This window comes from Sphingomonas epibiotica (assembly GCF_039615155.1).
Taxonomy (GTDB): domain Bacteria; phylum Pseudomonadota; class Alphaproteobacteria; order Sphingomonadales; family Sphingomonadaceae; genus Sphingomonas.
Window position 1 is genome coordinate 263,205 of record NZ_JBDGHY010000002.1, and the last position, 21,943, is coordinate 285,147.

Below are 21,943 nucleotides of genomic sequence, written 5' to 3' on the forward strand. Positions count from 1 at the left end.
GCGCGAAAATCTACTCTGTGCGAACTGATTCAACGCCAGCCATCGAACCACATCCAGCGGTTGAACGCCTGCGGTCCCGATAGCGGGGCGGCGGAGATGATCGGGTAGAAATAGACGAACAGCATGATCGCAGGCAGCGCGAACCATTCGTCGGCGCGGGCGAGGCGGCCTTTCGCATGGGCGTGGAAGGCGGCGGCGAGCGCAAGGCACAGCCAGATGCTCGACAGATGATAGTAATAATAGAAGCCCAGCGATTTGGGGATCACTGCCCAGACCGCCAGCGACCCGACCCAGAGCAGCCCAACCCCCAGCAGCGCCGGTGCCCGCCGCTTCCAGCCGCTCCAAAGGCACACCGCAACCGCCAGCAATCCGCCCCACATGATCGCCGGATTGCCGAGTAGCAGCACGCCGCGCTGCACCCCGTCATCGGGTTCGTAGAAATACCAGATCGGCCGGGCGAGCAGCGGCCAGCTCCACCAGCTCGACTGATAGGGATGCGCCGCCAGTATCTGCGTCTGGCGTTCGTACATGTCCCATTGGAACGGCAGCAGGCGGGCAAGGGTGAGCGGTTCGGATGCGTAGAAGAAGGCGGGGGTAAAGGTCGCGAAATAGGTGGCGATGCTGACCGTCCCGAGGATCGCCAGCGCCGGGATCAGCCGCAGCTCCGGCCAGTAATTGCGCCCGCCGCTCTTGCCCCACAGCAGCAGCACCCCGGCCCCGGCGACATAGGGCACCGCCGCCCATTTGACCCCGACCGCCAGCCCGAACAGCACCGCCGCCAGCATCAGCCGCCATGCCGGCCGGCCGCGCATCGACCAGAGCAAGGCGGCGATGGCGAGCGTCACGAACGCGCCGAGATACACCTCCAGCATCGCGGTCCGCGCTTCGACCAGCAAGGTCTGGTTGAGGATCGCCATCCCCGCGCCGAATGCCGCGACATGCGTCCGCCGGAACAGCAGTTGCAGGATGGCGAAGACGCCGAGCACGGTCGCGGTTCCGGCCAGCGTTCCCATGATCCGCCAGCCCCATGGATTGTCGCCGAGCAGCGCGATACCCAGCGCGATCAGTTCCTTGGCGACCAGCGGATGTTCGGGATTGGCCGGATAGGCGAGGGTCAGCAGGATGCGCGCGGCGGGGACGTAATGCACCTCGTCGAACGACAGCCTGCCCGGTCGGCCCAGCCCCCATATGAACAGCAATTGCGCCGCCACGCCGATCAGCAGCGCGGTGGTCCAGGGGCGATCGCGCAGACGGGAGAGCATGGGGGTGCATGTAGCGGAACCGCCGAGCCAAGCAAATCCTCCCCGCCCGGCGGGGAGGGGGACCATCCGCAGGATGGTGGAGGGGGTCGGCCATATCCGGCACCGTTGTGCCGCGCCGCGATCCCCCTCCACCAGCTTCGCTGATCCCCCTCCCCGTGCCGGGGAGGATTTTGGCGCGGTCGTGTAGCTTCGCGTTCTGCTGCACGGATTGTTAACGCTCGCCTATGACTTGCCACATTCGGTCCCTAACGGACCGTTCATGGCATTGATCGATACGTTCCTGTCGCGCACCGTTCGTCGCGGCACCCTGTCCCTGACCCACGCAAATGGCCGCACCGTCAGCTTCGGGAGCCCTGATCCGGCCTTTCCCGACGTTGCAATCCGTTTCACCAAGCCCGGTGTTGCCGGCCGGATCGTCCGCCATCCCGCATTGGGCGCGGCGGAGGCGTATATGGATGGCGAGCTGGTCATCGATCGCGGCGACATTCGCGATCTGGTCGAACTGCTGACCGGCAACACGCCATGGGGCCGTGGCGGCGGGTTGCAGCCGTCGCTGCCGATCCGCCTGTTCGATGCGGTCCGCCACCGGATCGACCGGGTCAATATGGCGCGCCGGTCAAAGCGCAACGTCGCGCATCATTACGACCTGTCCGACCGGCTCTACGCGCTCTTCCTGGACAGCGACCTGCAATATAGCTGCGCCTATTTCACCGATGCCGACAATGGTCTCGAACAGGCGCAGGCGGACAAGAAGGCGCATATCGCCGCCAAGCTGGCGATCCGGCCGGGGATGCGCGTGCTCGACATCGGTTGCGGCTGGGGCGGGATGGCGCTGTACCTGCACGAGAAGACCGGGGCCGAGGTGCTGGGCGTCACCCTGTCCGAAGAGCAGATCAAGGTCGCCCGCCGCCGCGCCGAGGAAGCGGGCGTCGCCGACAAGGTGAAGTTCGAACTGATCGACTATCGCCACGTTACCGGCCGGTTCGACCGGATCGTATCGGTCGGCATGTTCGAACATGTCGGCCCGCCGCAATATGGGACGTTCTTCCGCAAATGCCGCGAGCTGCTGACCGATGACGGGGTGATGCTGCTGCACACCATCGGCCGGATGGGCGTGCCGGGCGTCACCGATACCTTCACGACCAAATATATATTTCCCGGTGGCTACAACCCGGCGCTGTCCGAAATCGTGCGCGGCTATGAGGGCACCAAGCTGATTGCGAGCGATGTCGAGGTGCTGCGCGTGCATTATGCGCTGACCATCGATCACTGGTATGCGCGCACGGTGGCGGCGAAGGAGCAGATCGTCGCGCTGTACGACGAGAAATTCTACCGCATGTGGACCTTCTATCTGGCGGGTGCGGCGGCGGCGTTCCGCCATGGCGGCATGGTCAATTATCAGGTGCAACTGACCCGCGACCGCTGGGCATTGCCGCTGACGCGCGATTACATGGTCGAGGAAGAGCGACGGCTGCGAGGGTGAGCGAAATTTCCGATCATGACCGGCGGGCCGGTCCTGTTCGGTTGCGGATCCGGCAGTGTTGCGACGCGTGCTTCGAGCAGCGCTCGCCGTTCCGTGCCATCACCTAAGTGAATGATTGATATAATTAAACCTGCACGCAGGATTGCAACGGTCGCCAGTCGATCTTCGTCTGTGTCCGCGAGCGGGATGCAGGAGAGAAGTAATGGCAGACAGTAATGGCGGCGGCGGCCGCAACAATAATCCGGGCAATTTTGCCAATGACCGCGAAAAGGCTTCCGAAGCCGGACGCAAGGGCGGCCACGAAAGCAGCGGCAATTTCAGGAACGACCCGGAACGCGCGAGCGAAGCCGGATCGAAGGGTGGCCAGAGCAGCCACGGCGGCCAGAGCAACGGCTGAACGGTTGCGGCGGCGAACGGTCCGCCCATGCCGTTCGCCGCCATTCCGATCGGATCAGCCGACGGTGATACCGACGACTTTCCACTCGGTATCTTCCTGGTCCAGCATGACCGTTTCGACCTGTTCGCCGCCCGTGGCGAAGCGGGTGCGGAACTTGACCGATTGGTAGCCATAAGGCGGGGCGGGGACATATTCCTGTCCGATCAACGTCCGCGACACGACCGGGCCGAGCGGCGTGCGGACCTTTTCCGAGACGTTTGCCCAGACCTGCTCGGTATTCAACTTTCGAAAGGCGACGCCGAACCGGCGGTAGCTGTCGGTCCAGCGGCCTTGATCGACCAGTTCGAGGAAGGCGCGCGCCGCTTCGGGGGCAGGGGTCGCCGGTGCGGTCGCGGGGGGCGGTGGCGGTGTCTGCACCGTTGCCGGTGTCAGGGTAAGGGCCAGCAGGCCGAGGGCAAAGGTCATCAGAAACGCTCCGATCAGAAACCGGGGCGACCGGACGGACCGCCCCGCGCCGTCGTCCGGCGCGGTTTCGACATCGGTCGCGCTGCCGACCACGTCGTCCCCGTTTCTGTTGTCCCCCATATTTTCGGGGGTCGCGCCCTCCGCCTCGAACAGCATCCGCGCCGCCTCGCGACTGCTCGACACCGCCAGCTTGCGCCGTGCATCGCGGAGCCGTTCGTTGATGGTATGGACCGATAGGCCGAGCGTGACCGCCACCGACTTCGCATCATGCCCGCGCACGATCAGGCGCAGCGTCTGCTTTTCCTTGTCGGTCAGGGCGGCAAGCGCGGTTTCGGTCGGTTGGTGCATGGGGGTCGGCCTATGGCCGGGGCGGGGGTGGGACCACCCCTAAAAATTTGTGGGGCCTATTCCGGCCCTGTTGGCCAGCGACCCTGGTCCTCAATCCTCGCCGAAGCGATCCTCGACCAGTTGGGCCAACTGCCCGACCACCAGTTCCGCGCCGTCGCCCGATGCGCTGATCGTGATATGGTCGCCCTTGGCGGCGCCCAGCATCATCAGGCCCATGATCGACGTCCCGGTGACGCACGATCCGTCCTTCTCGACGCTGACCTCGATCGGTTGCGCGGCGGCCATCGTCACGAACTTGGCCGACGCGCGCGCGTGCAGGCCGCGCCGGTTGGTGATCTGCACCGTGCGCGTGATCGTCATGCCGCTGCTTCCCCCAGAACCTCGCTGGCGACCGAGATATATTTGCGACCCGCCTCCCGCGCGGCGGCTACCGCCTCGGCGACCTTCATCGCTTTCCGCGCGCCGCCCAGCCGGATCAGCATCGGCAGGTTGATGCCGGCGATCACCTCGATCCGGCCGGTTTCCATCAGCGAGATGGCAAGGTTGCTGGGCGTGCCGCCGAACAGGTCGGTCAGCACGATGACGCCCTGTCCGGCGTCGACCGCGGCGATCGCGGTGGCGATGTCGGCGCGGCGTTCCTCCATATCGTCCTCGGGACCGATACATACCGTCTCGATCCGCTCCTGCGGGCCGACGACATGCTCCATCGCAACGACGAACTCCTGGGCAAGACGACCATGCGTCACCAATACCAACCCGATCATGTTCGTCGTCGTTCCCACATCCGTCATGGCGCGCGCCGAGCGCCTTCCAGCGAATCCTGTGGCGCGGTGCCCAGATCGCGATGGTCTATCGTGGGCGAAAAACCCTGTTCGCGCAACCATGCCCCCATGCGTTCGGCGACATGGACCGACCGGTGTCTCCCGCCGGTACAGCCGAAGGCGATGGTGACATAGGATTTTCCCTCCGCCTTGTAGCGCGGCAGCAGGATCGACAGCATCGTTTCGAACGAGGCGATGGCGGCATCATAGGCCGGATCTGCCTGCACATAGGCGGCGACATCGGCGTCGAGCCCGGTGCCCGGCCGCAGCACCGGATCCCAGTGCGGATTGCGCAGGAACCGCATGTCGAGGACGATATCGGCGTTGCGCGGCACGCCCCGCGCGAAGCCGAACGACAGCACCGACAGCACCGGATCGGCGCTGCCCGGTGCGGCGAACGTCTCGCGCACCCATTCGGCCAGCGCATTGCGCGAGAAGTTGGTCGTGTCGAGCAAGCGGTTGGCGAAGCCGCGCAGCGGTTCGAGCACCTCGCGCTCGCGCTCGATCCCGTCGGCGGCGGTGCGATCGGTCGCCAGCGGGTGGCGGCGGCGAGTCTCGTTATAGCGCCGCTCCAGCTCGGCCTGGCTGCTGTCGAGGAACAGCACGCTGACCCCCAGATCGGGGCGGTCGCGGATCGACTTGACGATCGCCTCGGCATCGAAGCCGCGCGTCCGCGTGCCGATGCCGATCGCCAGTTGCCGGTCGGCATCGGCGGGGCTGGCGGCGATGAGGTTGCCGAGAAGGCGCAGCGGCAGATTGTCGACAATGTCCCAGCCGCTGTCTTCCAGCGTCTTGAGCACCGTCGATTTTCCCGCCCCGGACATGCCGGTGACGAGCAGGATATCGGCGTGACGCATTATCGGAGAATCCTGTCGAGCATGAGGTCGATCTTGGCGGGTGCCGACGCTTCGAGCAACGCCAGTCGGTAAGCGGGAATGGCGATCCCGGCGATGACCCGCGCCGCCGGTTCGGGCATGCGGTCGGGCGTACCGGCTTCGACGAACAGTGCGACCGGCACGCTCGCCAGGGTCGGCCGGTTGATGATGCCGATCCCTCGCACCTCGATCCGCCCGGCAATGGTGACGGGGGCGGTCGCGTGGAGCTTACCGCCCGCGGCATGAAGTAGCGTGTAATCGTCGCTGACCAGCACCGCGCCGCGATCGATCAGGCGCAGCGCGAGGTCCGATTTGCCCGATCCCGACGGCCCGGCGATCAGCACGCCGACCCCGCGCATCGCGACGCAGCCGGCATGGATCGGCGGTTCGCTCATGCGCCGACGATCGGCAGTTGCACGACGAAGCGCGCGCCTTCGCGGTTATCCCGACGTGATTCGGCGGCGATCATACCGCCATGCCCTTCGACGATGGTCCGGGCGATGGCAAGGCCAAGGCCCGAATGCTGGCCGAACGCCTCGCCACCGGGGCGGACCGAATGGAAGCGGCGGAACACCGCCTCGCGCTGTTCGGGGGGGACGCCGGGACCGTCGTCGGTGATTTCGATCTCGACCAGATCGCCGTCATTGCCGCCGCTGATCCGCACTTCGCCGTCCGGCGGCGAGAAGGAGATGGCGTTGTCGATCAGGTTGGCGAACACCCGTTCCAGCCGCGCCCCTTCGCCAAGCACCACCAGCGGATCGTCGCCGTCGCGCTCGAAATGCAGGGTGACGCCGCGTTCGACCCCGCGATCGACGCGATAGGCGACCAGCGCCGCGACCAATGCGGCCAGATCGACATTTTCGAACTTCGCCCGCGCCAATTGCGCGTCGAGGCGCGACGCATCCGAAATATCGGTGATGAGCCGGTCGAGCCGATGCACATCGTCCTGCACGATCGCCAGCAGCTGGTCGCGGAGATCGGGGTCCCTGACCGTCGCGAGACCATCGACCGCCGATCGCAGCGAGGCGAGCGGGTTCTTGAGTTCGTGCGTCACGTCGGCGGCAAAGGCTTCGGTCGCGTCGATCCGACTCCGCAGCGCGCCGGTCATGTCGGACAGGGCGCGGGCGAGCATCCCGATCTCGTCGCGGCGGCTGGGCAGGCGTGGGACGACTACCTCGCGGTCGCGGCCCAAGCGTACCCGGATCGCGGCGCGCGCCAGCATGCGCATCGGCCGGACGATAGTGCGCGCGAGGAACAGCGACAACAGCACCGACAGCAGCACCGCGACGGCGAGGACCATGCTCAGGCGGGCGCGTTCGGTCCGCACCGTCTGGGTGATGTCGCGGGCATTGACCGTCGCCATCAGCACCCGATCCTCGGGCAGCGGCGCGGCGGCGGTGACGACCGGCGTCCGGTCGGGCGCGCGCCACACCGTCGCCGCCGTGCCGCCGGTGGTGCGGACCGTCACCACATCGGGCCAGCGCAGACCACGACCAGGTGCGCGTTCGCGGTACAACGGGTCGCGGTCGTTGCGGACCACGGTATCGATCACCGCGTCCAGCGCGCGCGCCGCATCCTGCTGCCAGCCATCCTTGTCGGGATCGAGCAGCTGGAAATTGCGCACGCCCAGCTGTCGGCTGTCGGCGACCAGCCGCCCGCGCCGGTCGTAGATGCGCAGGCGCAGCCCCGATTTGCGCGCGAAATTGACCATTTCGTCGGTGCGCTCGTCGGGCGCCAGCAGCGTCAGCGCCTCGGCGATCAGCCGCACCTCGCGCTCGGCCTGCGCGACGCGGCCATCGACGATGCGTGCGCGGTAGCTGTCGAGATAGAAGAAGCCGCCCGCCAGCAGCGCGAGCGCGAAGATGTTGACGAACAGGATGCGCGGGGTCAGCGACACGCGGCCCGACCAGCGCAGCGACAGCGCGCCTTCGTCGGGTGGACGGTCGATGGGGTCAGCGTCGGGCATTCAGCGCATACCCCCTGGCCGCCAGCCAAAACCGTTCGTCCTGAGTAGCCGCTGAGCCTGTCGAAGCGGCGTATCGAAGGACCGCGACGGCAGGTGCTTCGATACGGGTCTTCGACAAGCTCAGCCCCTACTCAGCACGAACGGTTTGATACGATGTCACCTGCATCCTCAATCGTCGGCGAACCGGTACCCCGCGCCATACAGCGTTTCGATCGCGTCGAATTCCTTGTCGACCTGCCGGAACTTGCGGCGCAGGCGTTTGATGTGGCTGTCGATGGTGCGGTCGTCGACATAGATGTCGTCCTGATAGGCGGCGTCCATCAACTGGTTGCGGGTCTTGACGATGCCTGGACGGCTGGCCAGCGTTTCGAGGATCAGGAATTCGGTGACGGTCAGCGTCACATTCTCGCCATTCCACGTCACCTTGTGCCGCGCCGGATCCATGGCGAGGCGTCCGCGCTCGAGCACCGGTTGCGCGCTATCGGCGCTGCCCGGCTCACCCGGCTGGGCCGGTTCGGCCCTGCGCAGGATGGCGCGGATGCGCGCGATCAGCAGCCGCTGCGAAAACGGCTTGGCGATATAGTCGTCGGCGCCCATCGCCAGCCCGAGCGCCTCGTCCAGCTCATCGTCCTTGCTGGTCAGGAAGATGACCGGCAGGCGACTGCGTTCGCGCAACCGGCGCAGCAGTTCTAGGCCGTCCATGCGCGGCATCTTGATGTCGAGTACGGCAAGGTCCGGTGGATTCTCGGCAAACGCTTTCAACGCCACTTCGCCGTCGGAATAGACGCGCGTCGTGAAACCTTCGGTCTGCAACGCGATCGAGACGGAGGTCAGAATGTTGCGGTCGTCGTCGACCAGCGCGATCGTGGCGGTCATGGCCTGAGGTCCGTCTGCATCGCGTGCAGGGTTAGGCGAAAGGGGGGCAAGGCTCAATGGCTTCGACAGTTCAAATCATCATATAATTATTCGACTTTCTCCTTTCGTCTCATATTGGTCGCGTACAGCAAACATCATGTCGATATTCGTGTTTAACGCGTTTGACGCCATGCTTTCCCAAGCATAGAGGAAGCACAGCGAACTCGGCGCGGGACGGCGGACATGGCGTGCGCTGCCCGTGATTCGACAGGGAGAAGGGCAGCATGGCGATCGTGACGCCGCAATACGGGCTGGCAGCGATGGGAATCGAAACCGGCGCCGATGTGCATTGGAATCTGCAGACGCCGCAGCTCGTCGAACAGGCGGTCGCGCGCGGCGAGGGGCGGCTGGCCAAGGACGGCCCGCTGGTCGTCACCACCGGTCGTCACACCGGCCGCAGCCCGCAGGACAAGTTCATGGTCCGCGATGCGATTACCGAGGACACGGTGTGGTGGGGCAAGACCAACCGCGCGATGCAGCCCGAACATTTCGCGACGCTGAAGGCCGACTTCCTCGAACAGCTCACCACCGAACCGACGCTGTTCGTACAGGACCTGTTCGGCGGATCTCAGCCCGAACACCGGGTCAAGGTGCGCGTCATCAACACGCTGGCGTGGCATAACCTGTTCATCCGCACGATGCTGGTCCGGCCCGAAGCGGCCGATCTGGCCGACTTCATGCCCGACTTCACGATCATCGACCTGCCGACCTTCCGCGCCGATCCCGAACGCCATGGCTGCCGCACCGAAACGGTGATCGCGGTCAGCATGACCGAAAAGCTGATCCTGATCGGCGGCACGCAATATGCCGGCGAAATGAAGAAGTCGGTGTTCGGCCTGCTCAACTTCCTGCTGCCCGAGACGGGCACGATGCCGATGCACTGTTCGGCGAATATCGGCCCGAATGGCGATACGGCGGTGTTCTTCGGCCTGTCGGGCACCGGCAAGACGACGCTGTCGGCCGATGCCAGCCGCACGTTGATCGGCGACGACGAACATGGCTGGTCCGACACCGCGGTCTTCAATTTCGAAGGCGGCTGCTATGCCAAGATGATCCGCCTGTCGGCCGAGGCCGAACCGGAAATCTTCGCGACCACGAAGCGCTTCGGCACCGTGCTCGAAAACGTGGTGATGGACCCGGACACCCGCATGCTCGACCTCGACGATCCCAGCATCGCCGAAAATTCGCGCGCCGCCTATCCGATCGACTTCATTCCCAATGCCTCGGCCGACAATATGGGGCCGACGCCGCGCAACGTGGTGATGCTGACCGCCGATGCGTTCGGCATCCTGCCGCCGATCGCACGGCTGACCCCCGATCAGGCGATGTACCACTTCCTGTCGGGCTATACGTCGAAGGTCGCCGGCACCGAAATCGGTGTGACCGAGCCGGAACCGGTCTTCTCGACCTGCTTCGGTGCGCCGTTCATGCCGCGCCACCCATCGGTCTATGGCAATCTGCTGAAAGAGCGGATCGCCAAGGGCAATGTCGATTGCTGGCTGGTCAACACCGGCTGGACCGGCGGCCAATATGGCGAAGGGCGCCGCATGCCGATCAAGGCGACGCGCGCGCTGCTCAACGCCGCGCTCGACGGCTCGCTGGCCGATGGCGAGTTCCGCACCGATCCCAATTTCGGGTTCGAAGTGCCCGTATCGGTGCCGGGTGTGGACGCTGCGATCCTCGATCCGCGTTCGACCTGGGCCGATGGCGACGCCTATGACCGCACCGCCGCCAAGCTGGTCGACCTGTTCAACCATAATTTCGCGCAGTTCGCCGATGCGGTCGACGCCGGCGTCCGCGACGCCGCGCCGAAGACCCGCGAACTCGCATAACGGTCAGGAGAGGAGCGCCCCCGCCACGACAGCGGGGGCGCCGTTCCTGCGGATAACAATCGCTTTTTCCGCGTTATGCCCCCGACCGGCCGACAGGGAAGGGGAGCGATGTTCTACGACGCCAACGCCTGGCCGCCGCCGCCCGACGGCTATGAACCGCCCCGTCCGCCCGCGCGGCTGACCCGGCCGCAGGAGCGGGTGATGATCGGGACGATCGCGATCTTCCTGCTGGTTATGTTCGTCGGACCGCTTGCCGGATCGTCGGTGGTGATCGCGTTGCTGTCGCTCTTTACCTGAATCGCGTTACCCCCGCAGGAAGGTCCAGCGATCCCCCTCGGCACCGGCAAAGCGATAGCCGTCGCTGTCGAAGCCCTGCATCGCCTCGACATCGGTCACCCGGTGTTCGCACATCCACCGCGCCATCATCCCCCGCGCGCGCTTCGCGTGAAAGCTGACGAAGCGCGGCCCGTCCGGCCCGTTCTCGCGGAAATCGACATCGATCACCCGCACGCCGTCCGGCAGCTTGCCCGCCACCGCATGCCAATATTCCTGACTGGCGAGGTTCAGCACCACTCCGTCGCCGCTCGCCGCGATATCCTCCGTCAGCAGCGCCGCGATCCGCGTCCCCCAGAAGGCATAGAGATCGCTCGCCCGTCCCGGCGCCCAGCGCGTCCCCATCTCCAGCCGATAGGGTCGAATTACATCCAGCGGGCGCAACAGCCCGTACAGGCCCGACAGGATCCGCACATGGTCCTGCGCGAAGGCGAACCCGGGTTCCTCCAGCGATTGCGCATCGAACCCGGTATAGACGTCGCCCGCAAATGCCAGCAGCGCCGGCCGCTCGGGTGCCTGATCGAATTCGCGATAGCGCCGCGCGTTCAGCTCCGCGAGTTTGGGCGAAATCTTCATCAGTGTCGCCAGCTCGGCCGCCCCCAGACGCGCCGCACCGCGGGCGATCTGTCCGGTCGCTTCCCCCAGTCGCGGCATGCTGTGCTGCGGCAAATCGGGCAGGGCGGTATCGTAATCGAGCGTCTTGGCGGGGGAGAGGATGGCGATCATCGCCGCCGCCTATCGACCCGCAACGCCGCCGTCAAAGGGGGCCGAGGGAGCACAATCGTTCAACGCGCGTTCACGCGGTGTCCGGCATCGGACGACGCGCGCGCCCGCTTGTGCGGATGCGTCGTTGGACTTACAGGAACGACGCCTGCCGGGCGTCGTTCCGGCATCAGTTTTCGGGAGAGATCACGGCATGACGTTCGTTTCCAAGGCTGCCCTCGCCGCCATGCTCGGCCTGGGTGCAACCCTGGTCGTCGCCCCGCCGGCCGACGCCCAGAAGCGCAAGAAGGAAGAAGCCGCCCCCGCCGGCCCCCAGGTCAGCGAAGCGTTTCGCACCGCCATCCTCGCCGCCGACGCCGCGGTGAAGGCCAAGGACTTCGCCACCGCCGACACGCAGCTCGCCGCCGCGCAGGCCGCGATGACCGCCGGCAATCAGGACGAGGCTTATTTCCTCGCCCAGATCAAGGTGCAGGCGGCACAGGGCAAGAATGATCGACCGGCGCTCGCCGCGGCGATCGACGAACTGCTGGCCAGCCCGAAGCTGAAGCCCGAGGAGCGCGGCGGCCTGTATTTCAACCGCGGCATCCTCGCGCTCGACGCGAAGCAGGGCGACGCTGCCAAGCAGTTTTTCCAGCGCGCGCAGCAGGCCGGCTATAACGACCCCGATCTCGACCTGCGCCTCGCCCAGATCGAGATTCAGGGCGGTAATATCGACGCGGGCATCCAGAATATGGACAAGGTCATCGCCGCCAAGAAGGCCGCTGGTCAGCCGGTGCCGTCGCAGTGGTACGACTATATGGTATCGCAGCTCTACAAGGCGAAGCGTTCGGCCGATGCCGGTCAGTGGGCACGTCGCCAGCTGACCGAATATCCGACCCAGGCGAATTGGCGCAAGGTGTTGATCCTGTTCCGCGATCGTGCCGACAATAACGGCGCTACCCTCGGCAACCAGGCACGGGTCGACGTGCTCCGCCTGATGCGCGATACCAAGTCGCTCGCCGACCAGAACGACTATCGCGAATATGCGCAGGTCACGCAGGATATCGGCCTGCCGTACGAAACCGTCACGGTGATCGACGAAGGGCGCGCGCAGGGCAAGATTCCGGCATCGGCGACGGTGTTCAACGGCATCAAGACCACCGCGCAGACCCAGATCAAGGCCGATGGCTCGGTCGCGACGCTCGAAACCCGCGCGAAGGCGGGGGCGAATGGCCGTGCGGCGGCGGCTGCCGGCAACGTCTATCTGGCGAACGGCAACAATGCCAAGGCGATCGAACTCTATCAGCTCGCGCTGCAGAAGGGCGGCGTCGATGCCGACGAAGTGAACACCCGTATCGGTATAGCCCAGGCGCGCTCGGGCAATGCGGCCGACGCCAAGGCGTCGTTCGCCAAGGTCACCAGCGGCCCGCGGGGCGAGATCGCCACCTTCTGGACGCTGTTCGTCGATCAGCCGCGCATCGTTGCCTCGACCCCGGTCGTCGGCAACAACTGACTTCGTCTGTCGTCAGTCGAAGCGGCCCGGACAGGCGACTGTCCGGGCCGTTTTCGTTTTTTTCCTTAGACCTTTCCACACTCCAACCCGTTCGGTTCGAGCAGCTTCGAGCTTGTCGAGAAGCGTCCGTCGAGAACGCGGCGTTTGTGGCACGGCCTTCTCGACAAGCTCGAACCTGCGCTCGAAGCGAACGGACGGAGGGCGAGCGGCGGCGGGGTAAGGGGAAAGCAGGGCTACCGCAGCGCCACCGGGAAATCGCCCCGGTAACCCGAAGCCTACTCGGTAACCACCGGTATCCCCGGCAACGCCTTCGACGTCCGCACCGTCGGCGACGTCTTCACGCTCGCGACATTCGGCGCGGTGATCAACTGCGTCGTCAGCATCGACTGGAAGCTTTCGAGATCAGCCGCGACGATCTTCAGGATGAAGTCGATCTCACCGTTGAGCATATGGCATTCGCGGACCTCTGGAATCGTCGCGACATGCGCCTCGAACGCCGCCAGATCGCTGCCCGCCTGGCTCTTCAGGCTGACCAGCGCGAAGACGGTGATGGTGAACCCGAGCAGCCGTGGATCGAGCGCGGCATGATAGCCCTTGATCGCGCCCGCCTCCTCCAGCGCGCGCACGCGGCGCAGGCAGGGAGGCGCGGTCAGCCCGACGCGTTCGGCCAGTTCGACGTTCGTCATCCGCCCGTCCTCCTGCAGCAGCGACAGGATTTGCCGGTCGATACGATCGAAAGCCATAAGTTACGGTCCGTGGTTCTGTTCGAATGAAAGCCCTGCCTACAGCATCACAAAATTGCGCGGAAGCGTAATTGTCCCACATTGCGACGTACCGAAATTGAGCAGTTTCAGAATGCGTGTCACCGCGTTAAGGGTTCCTTAGCGCCGCGGCTCTGCGGGGTGCTTTCATGGGTGGCTGGTGCATTTCGACGACACTCTCGAAACGGTTCTCGCTGCCGATTTGTCGGGTGAGGGCGCGCGCGCGTCGGTGTGGCGGCAGCTGGTCGACCTGATCGGTCGCGGCCGGGTATCGCCCGATCCGCGCGCCATCGCCCTGCTGCACGACCTGCGCGATCATGTGCCGCGCACCGTCCGCATCGCCAGTGCCCGCGATCTCGAATTTGCCCGCCCCCCGGTCGACCTCGTCGATCTGCTCGCGACCGACGTGATCGAGGCGGCGCTGCCGGTACTGCGCGGTGCGCACCTGTCGGTCGATCAGTGGCAGGCGCTGTTGCCGCGCCTGTCGCCGCCGGCCCGCGGCGTGGTCCGCAATCGCCGCGACCTCGACCCTGCCGTCCATCGTGCGCTCGACAGCTTCGGCTCGGTCGACCTCGTGCTGGGCGACGACCGCCCGGTCGAGCAGGTCGCACCCGTCGCCATGGCGCCGGTGCCGGTCTCCGAGCCGTCCGTCGTCGAACCGCTTGTTCCCGAAACACGGCTCCCCGACCCCGCAGGCGAACCCGATCCCGCCGGTCCGTTCCGCATCGCCGACGTGATGGCCCGGATCGAGGCATTCGAGCGCGCGCAGGATGGCGCGCCGCCCCCGCCGCCGCCCGTCGCTCCGCAGGACAGTTTCCGCTTTGAGGCCGACGCCACCGGCCAGATCCGCTGGGTCGACGGGGTCAGCCGCGCACCGCTGATCGGTCTGTCGCTCGATTTCTGCGCGACGCCGGGCCATGCCCGGTTCGATGCGATCGCCGCCGGGGCGCTGCGCAAGCGGGCGCCGTTCCGCGATGCCCGCCTCACCATCGGCGGCGACAGCGACGCGACCGGCGAATGGTTCGTATCGGGCGTGCCGGCGTTCGACCATGCCACCGGCCGCTTCATCGGCTATCGCGGGACCGCACGTCGCCCCTATCATGGCGAGCGCGCCGAACCCAATCGCGACGCTGGCGTCGCACAGCTGCGACAGCTCGTCCACGAACTGCGCACGCCCGCCGGTGCGATCGCCGGCTTTGCCGAGATGATCCAGCAGGAATTGCTGGGTCCGGTGCTGCCGGTCTATCGCGACCGCGCCGGCGCGATCCTCAACCATTCGCGCGATCTGGTCGCGGTGATCGACGATCTCGACCTTGCCGCGCGGATCGACGGCGATGCGCTCGACCTGCGCGACGACCGGGTGGCGCTCGGGCCGTTGTTCGACGTGATCGCCGCCGATCTCGTCGCGCTGTGCGAATTGCGCGGGACGTTGCTCGAGGTCGAGCCGACCGACACTGCCGTCGCCGGCGATCGTCGTGCGGTCGAGCGCCTGCTCGCCCGCCTGCTCGCGACACTGGTGTCGGCGGGCGGGCGTGACGAATCGATCCATGTCCGCGTCGGCCTTGAAGGCGACGGCTATGTCGCGATCGTGCTCGACCGGCCACAGGCGCTCGACGCATGGCCCGGTGACAGCGTGTTCGACGTCGATGATGGCGAAGAGGACATGTCGCTGCTCGGCACCGGCTTCGCGCTGCGCCTCGCCCGCAATCTCGCCCGCGAACTCGACGGGACTTTGGTGTTCGGCACGGCGACGCTGACGCTGCGGCTCCCCGCCGCCAATGTCGTGGAAATCGGGCGGGCGCAGCGGCGCTGATGGTCCCGTTCCGGCCCGCCCAAGGCCGTCCGGTGACGTGGCGCGACGGGTTCGGCACGCGCTTCACCGTCTTCGTCGACACCGAGGAGGAGTTCGACTGGCGTGCGCCGTTCCGCCACGACGGTTGGGGGGTAAGCGCCGTCGCCGCCTTGCCTGCCGCGCATCGCCGCTTTGCCGGACATGGCGTTCAGAGCTGCTATCTGGTCGACTATCCGGTTGCGAGCGATCCGGCGGCGATCGACGCATTGCGCGGCGTCGTTGCCGATGGCCATGCGACGATCGGCGCGCAGCTGCACCCCTGGGTCAACCCACCATTCGACGAGGCATTGACCGCGCATAGCAGCTTCGCCGGCAATCTGCCGCCTGCGCTGGAGGCGGCCAAGCTCGACCGGCTGACCGACGCGTTGACCCGGATCACCGGCGCCCGCCCGAACGTCTATCGCGCCGGCCGCTATGGTTTGGGACCGGCGACGCTGGGGTTGCTGGCGGCACGCGGCTATGCGCTCGATAGCTCGATGCGCGCCCGCTACGATTACCGTGCGCAGGGCGGTCCCGACTATCGCGCGATCGGCAACGACGCCTTCCATACCGGTCCCGGCGAGGGCATCGTCGAACTGCCGCTGACCACAGTCTTCACTGGCCGGCTGCGTCGGGGCGGGCAGCGGCTGTACAAAGGCGCCGGCCGTGTCCCGCGCGGGCGCGGCGTGCTTGCCCGGCTCGGTCTGCTCCACCGCGTCGCGCTGACGCCCGAGGACATGCCGCTCGCCGACGCGCTGGAGGCGGTGCGGGTCGCGGTGGGGGAGGGGGTGCGCGTCCTGAACTTCGCCTATCATTCGCCCAGCCTCGTGCCCGGCCACACGCCCTATGTCCGGGACGCGGCTGATCTCGCCGCTTTCTGGCGCTGGTGGGATGCGGTGCTGAGCCTGCTGGGGAAGCTGCACGTTCAATCGGCATCGCCCGACGACATTCTCGCCGCCGCCACCTGAGTCTTTCGCGTCCCCGGCGCGTTACGCCGCGCGAAGGGAATTGCCGATGCTCACGCCCCAAGACGAACACTGGATGCGACAGGCGATCGCCATCGCCCGCACCAAGGGCGACGACCCGTCCTGTTCCCCGCTGGGGTCGATCATCGTCCTGGGCGACCGCGTCCTGTCGGCCGAACCCAACCAGACGCAGGAACTGCCCGACGCGACCGCCCATGCGGAGATGATGGCGATCCGCCGCGCCTGCGAAAGCGAGCGCGACATGGAACTGCGCGGCGCGACGCTCTACTCGACGCTCCAGCCGTGCGGCATGTGCACCATGGCCTCGATCTGGTCGAAGGTCGCCCGCGTCGTCTACGGCGCCGGCCGCGACGACGTCCACGAAATGTATTTCGAGGACCGCCACATCGACACGCTGACGTTCATCGGCGACGCGTATCGCGACGACATCGTCATCGAGGGCGGGTGCCTGCGCGAGGAATGCGCGGCGCTGTACTACGGGCCGGACGATGATGTTCCGAAGGAGGAACAGGGCAACCTGTAACTCCCTCTCCCCTTAAGGGGAGAGGGAAGGGGCCCGTCCGGCGCAGCCGGATGGGAAGGGAGCGGGGCACAGAAAAGGGGCCGGAAGCACGAAGCCTCCGACCCCTTGTTCTGCTTGTCGGCCGCCGCGGGATTAAATCCCGCGGCGTCGGTCGGGGCCTTGCCCCGCCGGCCGGCGCCATCCGTCTCCGTCTTAGCGAACGCTAAAACGGTGCGGATCAGGCGCCTGCAACCTCGGCCGTGTCGACCTTGATGCCCGGGCCCATCGACGAGCTGACCGCAACCTTGCGGACATACTTGCCCTTGGCGCCCGACGGCTTGGCCTTCACCACCGCGTCGACCAGTGCATCGAAGTTTTCGCGCAGGTCGGCGGCCGAGAACGACGCCTTGCCGATGCCCGAATGAATGATGCCGGCCTTTTCGACGCGATATTCGACCTGGCCGCCCTTGGCCGCTTCGACCGCAGCCGCGACGTTCATCGTGACGGTGCCGAGCTTCGGGTTCGGCATCAGGCCCTTCGGACCCAGGATCTTGCCGAGACGACCGACCAGACCCATCATGTCCGGGGTCGCGATGCAGCGATCGAAATCGATCTTGCCGCCCTGGATCGCGTCCATCAGGTCTTCGGCGCCGACGACATCGGCACCCGCCGCGGTGGCTTCCTCGGCCTTCGCGCCGCGGGCGAACACGCCGACGCGCACGGTCTTGCCGGTGCCCTTGGGCAGGGTCACGACGCCACGGACCATCTGGTCGGCGTGACGCGGATCGACGCCCAGGTTCAGCGCGACTTCGATCGTCTCGTCGAACTTGGCGGTCGCATGGGTCTTGGCGAGCGCAATGGCTTCATCGACGCCGTACAGCTTCTGCGCGTCAACGGCAGCGGCGAGGGTCTTCGCCTTCTTGGTCAGCTTGGCCACAGTCTTAACCCTCCACCACTTCGAGGCCCATCGCGCGGGCCGAACCTTCGATGATCTTCGTCGCCGCGTCGATGTCGTTGGCGTTCAGATCCTTCATCTTCATCGTGGCGATTTCGCTAAGCTGCGACCGCTTGATGCTGCCGGCCTTCACCTTGCCCGGTTCCTTCGAACCCGACTTCAGGTTGATCGCCTGCTTGATGAGGTACGTCGCCGGCGGCGTCTTGGTCTCGAAGCTGAACGAACGGTCGGCATAGACGGTGATGATCGTCGGCAGCGGGGTGCCCTTCGGAGCATCGCCGGTCTGCGCGTTGAACGCCTTGCAGAATTCCATGATGTTCACGCCGCGCTGACCCAGCGCCGGGCCGATCGGCGGCGACGGCTTGGCTTCGCCCGCCGGCACCTGCAGCTTGATATAGCCGGTAATCTTCTTGGCCATGGTTCACTCTCTTTCAAGTTTAGCGGTTCGTGCGGCGCAATCCTGTCGGACCGGCCTCCCGCCATGGTTTCCAAAACTGTCGTTTGGGAAGCGGCGCGCTTAGCGCAAAGCGGCCCCCCTTGCAATGTAGGATTTCGCCTGATCCGATGGGGTCATGCCAGCCTCCGCCCCACGTCCTTATACCCGCAAACAGGCGTTGCAGAACGCCGCGTTCCCGACCGAACTCGAACGCAGCGGCAACGCCCGCGACGCCGCGCGCACCCTCGGCCTCAACCGCTCGATGCTCACCAAGCGGCGAAACGCCGACCCCGACTTCGCCCAGCGCTGGGAAGCGGCCCTGACCCTCGCCGCCGCCCGCCTTGCCAAGCCCGAGCAGACGGAAGGCCCGGCGCGCGTCGTCCGCTCGAAAGGCCGCCTGCAACTGCGCGTCTCCAAGACCCGCACGATCGACCGCGACGCCGAACAACGCTTCCTCGCGGCCTTGAGCGCCACCGCGAACGTCCGCCTCTCCGCAGCCGCCGCCGGCTTCGCGCACTCCAGCTTCTACGCCCGCGCGCGCAACCACCCCGGCTTCGCCCGCGAAATGCGCGTCGCGCTGGCGGTGGGGTCCGAACGGCTGGAAGCGGCGCTGCTCGAAAGCTCGCTGTCCGAGGCGAACGTCCACGACCATTGGCGCCACAACGATCCCCCGCCGATCCCGGCGATGACCGTGCACCAAGCGATGCAGATGATCGCGTGGAACGACAAGCGGGCGAAGGGACTGGTGGAACCCGACCTCGCCCCGAAGCGCGGCGAGAGCAACGCCGCGTATCTGGAGCGCAAGGCGAAGGACTATCGCGCCAAGTTGCTGCTGGCCGAGGAGGAGATGCGGATGGTGGAATATGCGCAGCTGGAGTGGCGGCGGGGTGGCCGCAGGACGCAGTGGGAGCCGGGCGGTTGGGAGGTGGCGTTGGAGATTGCGCTTCGGAAGGGGTGAGGCTCCATTATTTCATAGTAATGGCAGGCGATGCAGAAATTCGAAAACACGTGCTACTACTATGCTCATAGTCGGGTTCATTGAGAAATATTTCGCTAGTAGTACTTCATTTGCCAAAGCCCATTTTCCAAACGACGCTACCATTACCGCAGAGCCAGAAACTGTAAAGCTCTTCTTGTAATTCCACAAATACCTAAAAATGAGTCTAATAAAATTCGAAGCTGAAAAAGATGTAACTATAGATCGCGGAGAATGATCGGAGTATAGAAATATATCTTGAAGGGCGACATTTGCTCTGTCGGATAAAATTCGATCCTTCGCTGCACTTGCAAGTAGCGTCCGCAGGTCGGATAGGTTTGAATTTTCAGGAGTAACTTCGGGACTAAGGAGCATTCGATCTGCTTTTGCAAGGTTGGTATGGCTGTTGACCAACGCATTGTGAAGGCGGACGGTTTGTACCAAGGATTGTAGTGCGGACGGTTTCAGAGGTGGAATGTCTGAATCCTCGTTCCAATTTTCCTGAAATATGACTTCCTTACGAAGAATGTCTCCTCGCATTACGAGCAGCATCTCGTCTGTCCAAACTCCGCCATTCAATGTTTCAAGATAATCTTCAATTTTACTACGAAGCAAAGATGCCGAGTTGTCATCGCATAAATCTAAGAGTCTTGTTGCATTTCTTACAACTTCATTCGATACGGTGGTGCGTATTTCAGCAGTTTCGGTAGTTCGTTCTTCCAAAACATCTATTTTAATATCTTCTACGATAGAAAACCGTAGTCCAGCTGGATTTTGTTCTTTATTTGCTTCTAGTTCAAGATTTTCTTCTACGACATCTACGATCGTAGCGGCAAATTCCTCGCAAATCTGCTTCTCGCTTTGTTGCCAAAAAGCCTCCGGCATCAGGGCGATTTTGCGTTCGATTTTTGGCCACAGTGCCGATGGTATATCATCTGATGTGATGCCCATGAGGCGAAATCTTAGCCAAATGAGCCACACCGACCAACTCGGGTCAAAAGCTAGAAGATGGGAGTTTAGATTTTGCCAAGACCTTGTGTCTGCAAAGGTTACGCTTAACGGAGGGGGAAGGCCTCGGTTATGTTTAATGCGGTCAAAATCGTCCTCTGCCGCTTGCCATACGTCAATGAGGGGCAATGAGCGACCCTCGTTCCGCGTTACATTGTTTACCAAGTCGCCAGCAGATTGAAGTGCTCTACGCACGTTTTCTACACTGCCAACGCGTGTTTCATCCAGAATGGTGCTCAGAGAAAGACGCACAGTTCGTGCAACTGAGTTGAAGCTAGATTGATGCTGACTCAAGGCTATAACAGACCGCGTAATAGCGGCTATTGTGTCGGAGTCGTAATGGTCTAATGCGCTACGCGCTGTTAATAGTCCCCGGAATACTTTAATTATTACAGGCGAGGACGCCTCTTTGGACTGTCTCGTTAGCGCTAGATTGTTTGCAACATGCGTTAGTGCTCTGGCAGCAGTACGGTATGCAATCCTGCCAGTGTGGTCCTGAATTGATCGATCTAGCTCAAGCTTGAGAGTGTGCCATGACATCGCAGTGGTATGACGTTCAAAGTCACAGGCTTCAATAACGCTGCTGGGATTAAGATAGCAAAAAACGGCGCAGGGCCTTCGCCCTACGCCGCTAACGTCGGTCGGGTTTGCACCCGCCGGCCGGTCGGTCGCCGTCTCGAAATTAGCTCGCGCTAATTTCGTGCGGCCAGCAAGTAAGGCGTGGCCTTACTTGCTTCTCTCGACCTGCTCGAAATCCAGTTCGACCGGCGTTGCCCGCCCGAAGATCGACACCGAAACCTTCACCTTCGACTTGTCGAAGTCCAGTTCCTCGACCACGCCGTTGAAGCTCGCGAACGGGCCGTCCAGCACCTTGACCGAATCGCCGATCTCGAAATCGACCTTGATCTTCTGCTTGGTGGGCGAGGCGGCGGCCTCTTCCTTGCTGTTGAGCATCCGCGTGGCTTCCGCCTCGCTGATCGCCTGTGGCTTGCCCGACGATCCGAGGAAGCCGGTGACCTTCGGCGTGTTCTTGACGAGGTGATAGACCTGGTCGCTCAGGTCCAGCTTCGCCAGCACATAGCCCGGCATGAACTTGCGCTCGGACTGCACCTTTTTGCCGCGACGGACTTCGGTCACATTCTCGGTCGGGACTTCGATCGCTTCGACCGCATGGTCGAGGCCGAGGCGCGTCGCTTCGGAGAGGATCGAATCGCGGACCTTGCCCTCGAACCCCGAATAGGCGTGAATGATGTACCAGCGCGACATGCGTATCCTTTGGACTATTCGAAGGGGGTAGGGGACGGGCCGGTTACTGGGCGAGCTTCAGCAGCGCCTTGACGATCGCGTCGAACGCCGAATCCACGCCGAGGAAGAACAGCGCGAGCAGCGTCGTCATGATGACGACCATCACCGCGGTCATCACCGTCTCGCGACGCGTCGGCCACGTCACCTTCGCGGTTTCGGCCCGGACCTGCCGCATGAATTCGACTGGGGTAACCTTCGCCACGTGCCTGACCTTCGTTAACGGTTGACCGACCGCGGGACACAAGGCCCCGTCCGGTTCCTTCTGGAAACC

24 protein-coding genes are annotated in these 21,943 nt (G+C 64.6%); 9 read left to right on the forward strand and 15 right to left on the reverse strand.

The window, feature by feature from the left end; all coding sequences use genetic code 11:
* Positions 1-29: 29 nt before the first annotated feature.
* Positions 30-1,262, reverse strand: coding sequence for a phospholipid carrier-dependent glycosyltransferase (locus AAIO73_RS04940; protein ID WP_345876642.1), 1,233 nt, complete (start codon positions 1,260-1,262; stop codon positions 30-32).
* 259 nt (positions 1,263-1,521) lie between these two features.
* Here AAIO73_RS04940 and AAIO73_RS04945 point away from each other — a divergent pair, with 259 nt between their 5' ends.
* Positions 1,522-2,745: a class I SAM-dependent methyltransferase gene (locus AAIO73_RS04945; protein WP_345876643.1), complete on the forward strand. Its 1,224-nt coding sequence runs from the start codon at positions 1,522-1,524 to the stop codon at positions 2,743-2,745.
* 202 nt (positions 2,746-2,947) lie between these two features.
* Positions 2,948-3,142 carry a con-10 family general stress protein gene (locus tag AAIO73_RS04950; RefSeq protein WP_345876644.1) on the forward strand — a complete coding sequence of 65 codons (195 nt, stop codon included), beginning with the start codon at positions 2,948-2,950 and terminating at the stop codon, positions 3,140-3,142.
* 54 nt (positions 3,143-3,196) lie between these two features.
* On the opposite strand, the gene AAIO73_RS04955 is transcribed toward AAIO73_RS04950, so the two are convergent.
* The 7 genes from AAIO73_RS04955 to AAIO73_RS04985 form a co-directional block, all read right to left on the reverse strand.
* Positions 3,197-3,955 (reverse strand): helix-turn-helix domain-containing protein, encoded by a 759-nt coding sequence (locus AAIO73_RS04955; protein ID WP_345876645.1) that lies wholly within the window; start codon positions 3,953-3,955, stop codon positions 3,197-3,199.
* A 90-nt stretch (positions 3,956-4,045) separates the two neighbouring features.
* Complete coding sequence (locus AAIO73_RS04960; protein WP_242116141.1) at positions 4,046-4,315, reverse strand: HPr family phosphocarrier protein; 270 nt, start codon at positions 4,313-4,315, stop codon at positions 4,046-4,048.
* A complete protein-coding gene (locus AAIO73_RS04965; RefSeq protein ID WP_056454184.1) occupies positions 4,312-4,719 on the reverse strand; it encodes a PTS sugar transporter subunit IIA in 408 nt (135 codons plus the stop codon). Before AAIO73_RS04965 ends, AAIO73_RS04960 begins: the two co-directional genes overlap by 4 nt.
* 23 nt (positions 4,720-4,742) lie before the next feature.
* Complete coding sequence (gene rapZ, locus AAIO73_RS04970) at positions 4,743-5,633, reverse strand: RNase adapter RapZ (protein ID WP_345876646.1); 891 nt, start codon at positions 5,631-5,633, stop codon at positions 4,743-4,745.
* On the reverse strand, positions 5,633-6,046 hold the full coding sequence (locus AAIO73_RS04975) for an HPr kinase/phosphorylase (protein WP_345876647.1): 414 nt from the start codon (positions 6,044-6,046) through the stop codon (positions 5,633-5,635). The genes rapZ and AAIO73_RS04975 overlap by 1 nt, the downstream gene beginning before the upstream one ends.
* Positions 6,043-7,617 carry a sensor histidine kinase gene (locus tag AAIO73_RS04980; RefSeq protein ID WP_345876648.1) on the reverse strand — a complete coding sequence of 525 codons (1,575 nt, stop codon included), beginning with the start codon at positions 7,615-7,617 and terminating at the stop codon, positions 6,043-6,045. The genes AAIO73_RS04975 and AAIO73_RS04980 overlap by 4 nt, the downstream gene beginning before the upstream one ends.
* A 168-nt stretch (positions 7,618-7,785) precedes the next feature.
* On the reverse strand, positions 7,786-8,493 hold the full coding sequence (locus tag AAIO73_RS04985) for a response regulator transcription factor (protein ID WP_345876649.1): 708 nt from the start codon (positions 8,491-8,493) through the stop codon (positions 7,786-7,788).
* 263 nt (positions 8,494-8,756) lie between these two features.
* On the opposite strand from AAIO73_RS04985, the gene AAIO73_RS04990 reads away from it, so the two are divergent.
* Positions 8,757-10,364 carry a phosphoenolpyruvate carboxykinase gene (locus tag AAIO73_RS04990; RefSeq protein ID WP_345876650.1) on the forward strand — a complete coding sequence of 536 codons (1,608 nt, stop codon included), beginning with the start codon at positions 8,757-8,759 and terminating at the stop codon, positions 10,362-10,364.
* A 108-nt stretch (positions 10,365-10,472) separates the two neighbouring features.
* Positions 10,473-10,661, forward strand: a complete 189-nt coding sequence (locus AAIO73_RS04995) for a hypothetical protein (protein ID WP_242116147.1) — start codon at positions 10,473-10,475, stop codon at positions 10,659-10,661.
* 6 nt (positions 10,662-10,667) lie between these two features.
* On the opposite strand, the gene yaaA is transcribed toward AAIO73_RS04995, so the two are convergent.
* Positions 10,668-11,423 carry a peroxide stress protein YaaA gene (gene yaaA / locus AAIO73_RS05000; RefSeq protein ID WP_345876651.1) on the reverse strand — a complete coding sequence of 252 codons (756 nt, stop codon included), beginning with the start codon at positions 11,421-11,423 and terminating at the stop codon, positions 10,668-10,670.
* A 190-nt stretch (positions 11,424-11,613) separates the two neighbouring features.
* Between yaaA and AAIO73_RS05005 the strand changes: the two genes are divergently transcribed.
* Positions 11,614-12,912: a tetratricopeptide repeat protein gene (locus AAIO73_RS05005; RefSeq protein WP_345876652.1), complete on the forward strand. Its 1,299-nt coding sequence runs from the start codon at positions 11,614-11,616 to the stop codon at positions 12,910-12,912.
* Positions 12,913-13,187: 275 nt separating this feature from the next.
* Here AAIO73_RS05005 and AAIO73_RS05010 read toward each other — a convergent pair whose 3' ends face one another.
* Complete coding sequence (locus AAIO73_RS05010) at positions 13,188-13,655, reverse strand: Lrp/AsnC family transcriptional regulator (protein ID WP_056454156.1); 468 nt, start codon at positions 13,653-13,655, stop codon at positions 13,188-13,190.
* A gap of 178 nt (positions 13,656-13,833) precedes the next feature.
* Here AAIO73_RS05010 and AAIO73_RS05015 point away from each other — a divergent pair, with 178 nt between their 5' ends.
* From AAIO73_RS05015 to AAIO73_RS05025, 3 genes are read left to right on the forward strand one after another with little or no spacing between them, the layout of a single operon-like run.
* Positions 13,834-15,486, forward strand: a complete 1,653-nt coding sequence (locus AAIO73_RS05015) for a histidine kinase dimerization/phospho-acceptor domain-containing protein (protein ID WP_345876653.1) — start codon at positions 13,834-13,836, stop codon at positions 15,484-15,486.
* Positions 15,486-16,472: a polysaccharide deacetylase family protein gene (locus tag AAIO73_RS05020; protein ID WP_345876654.1), complete on the forward strand. Its 987-nt coding sequence runs from the start codon at positions 15,486-15,488 to the stop codon at positions 16,470-16,472. Before AAIO73_RS05015 ends, AAIO73_RS05020 begins: the two co-directional genes overlap by 1 nt.
* Positions 16,473-16,518: 46 nt before the next feature.
* Positions 16,519-17,013 (forward strand): nucleoside deaminase, encoded by a 495-nt coding sequence (locus tag AAIO73_RS05025; RefSeq protein ID WP_345876655.1) that lies wholly within the window; start codon positions 16,519-16,521, stop codon positions 17,011-17,013.
* Between the two features lie 217 nt (positions 17,014-17,230).
* Here AAIO73_RS05025 and rplA read toward each other — a convergent pair whose 3' ends face one another.
* Complete coding sequence (gene rplA / locus AAIO73_RS05030; RefSeq protein WP_288411390.1) at positions 17,231-17,929, reverse strand: 50S ribosomal protein L1; 699 nt, start codon at positions 17,927-17,929, stop codon at positions 17,231-17,233.
* A 4-nt stretch (positions 17,930-17,933) separates the two neighbouring features.
* Positions 17,934-18,365, reverse strand: a complete 432-nt coding sequence (gene rplK / locus AAIO73_RS05035; RefSeq protein ID WP_242116154.1) for a 50S ribosomal protein L11 — start codon at positions 18,363-18,365, stop codon at positions 17,934-17,936.
* A gap of 154 nt (positions 18,366-18,519) precedes the next feature.
* On the opposite strand from rplK, the gene AAIO73_RS05040 reads away from it, so the two are divergent.
* Entirely contained in the window at positions 18,520-19,341 is an 822-nt protein-coding gene (locus AAIO73_RS05040; protein ID WP_345876656.1) for a hypothetical protein, read from the forward strand.
* A gap of 12 nt (positions 19,342-19,353) precedes the next feature.
* Here the strand turns inward: AAIO73_RS05040 and AAIO73_RS05045 are convergent, their stop codons facing one another.
* The 3 genes from AAIO73_RS05045 to secE form a co-directional block, all read right to left on the reverse strand.
* Positions 19,354-20,619 carry a hypothetical protein gene (locus tag AAIO73_RS05045; RefSeq protein WP_345876657.1) on the reverse strand — a complete coding sequence of 422 codons (1,266 nt, stop codon included), beginning with the start codon at positions 20,617-20,619 and terminating at the stop codon, positions 19,354-19,356.
* 474 nt (positions 20,620-21,093) lie between these two features.
* A complete protein-coding gene (nusG, locus tag AAIO73_RS05050) occupies positions 21,094-21,633 on the reverse strand; it encodes a transcription termination/antitermination protein NusG (protein ID WP_055759843.1) in 540 nt (179 codons plus the stop codon).
* Between the two features lie 43 nt (positions 21,634-21,676).
* On the reverse strand, positions 21,677-21,874 hold the full coding sequence (secE, locus tag AAIO73_RS05055) for a preprotein translocase subunit SecE (RefSeq protein ID WP_056454132.1): 198 nt from the start codon (positions 21,872-21,874) through the stop codon (positions 21,677-21,679).
* Between the last annotated feature and the right edge of the window lie 69 nt (positions 21,875-21,943).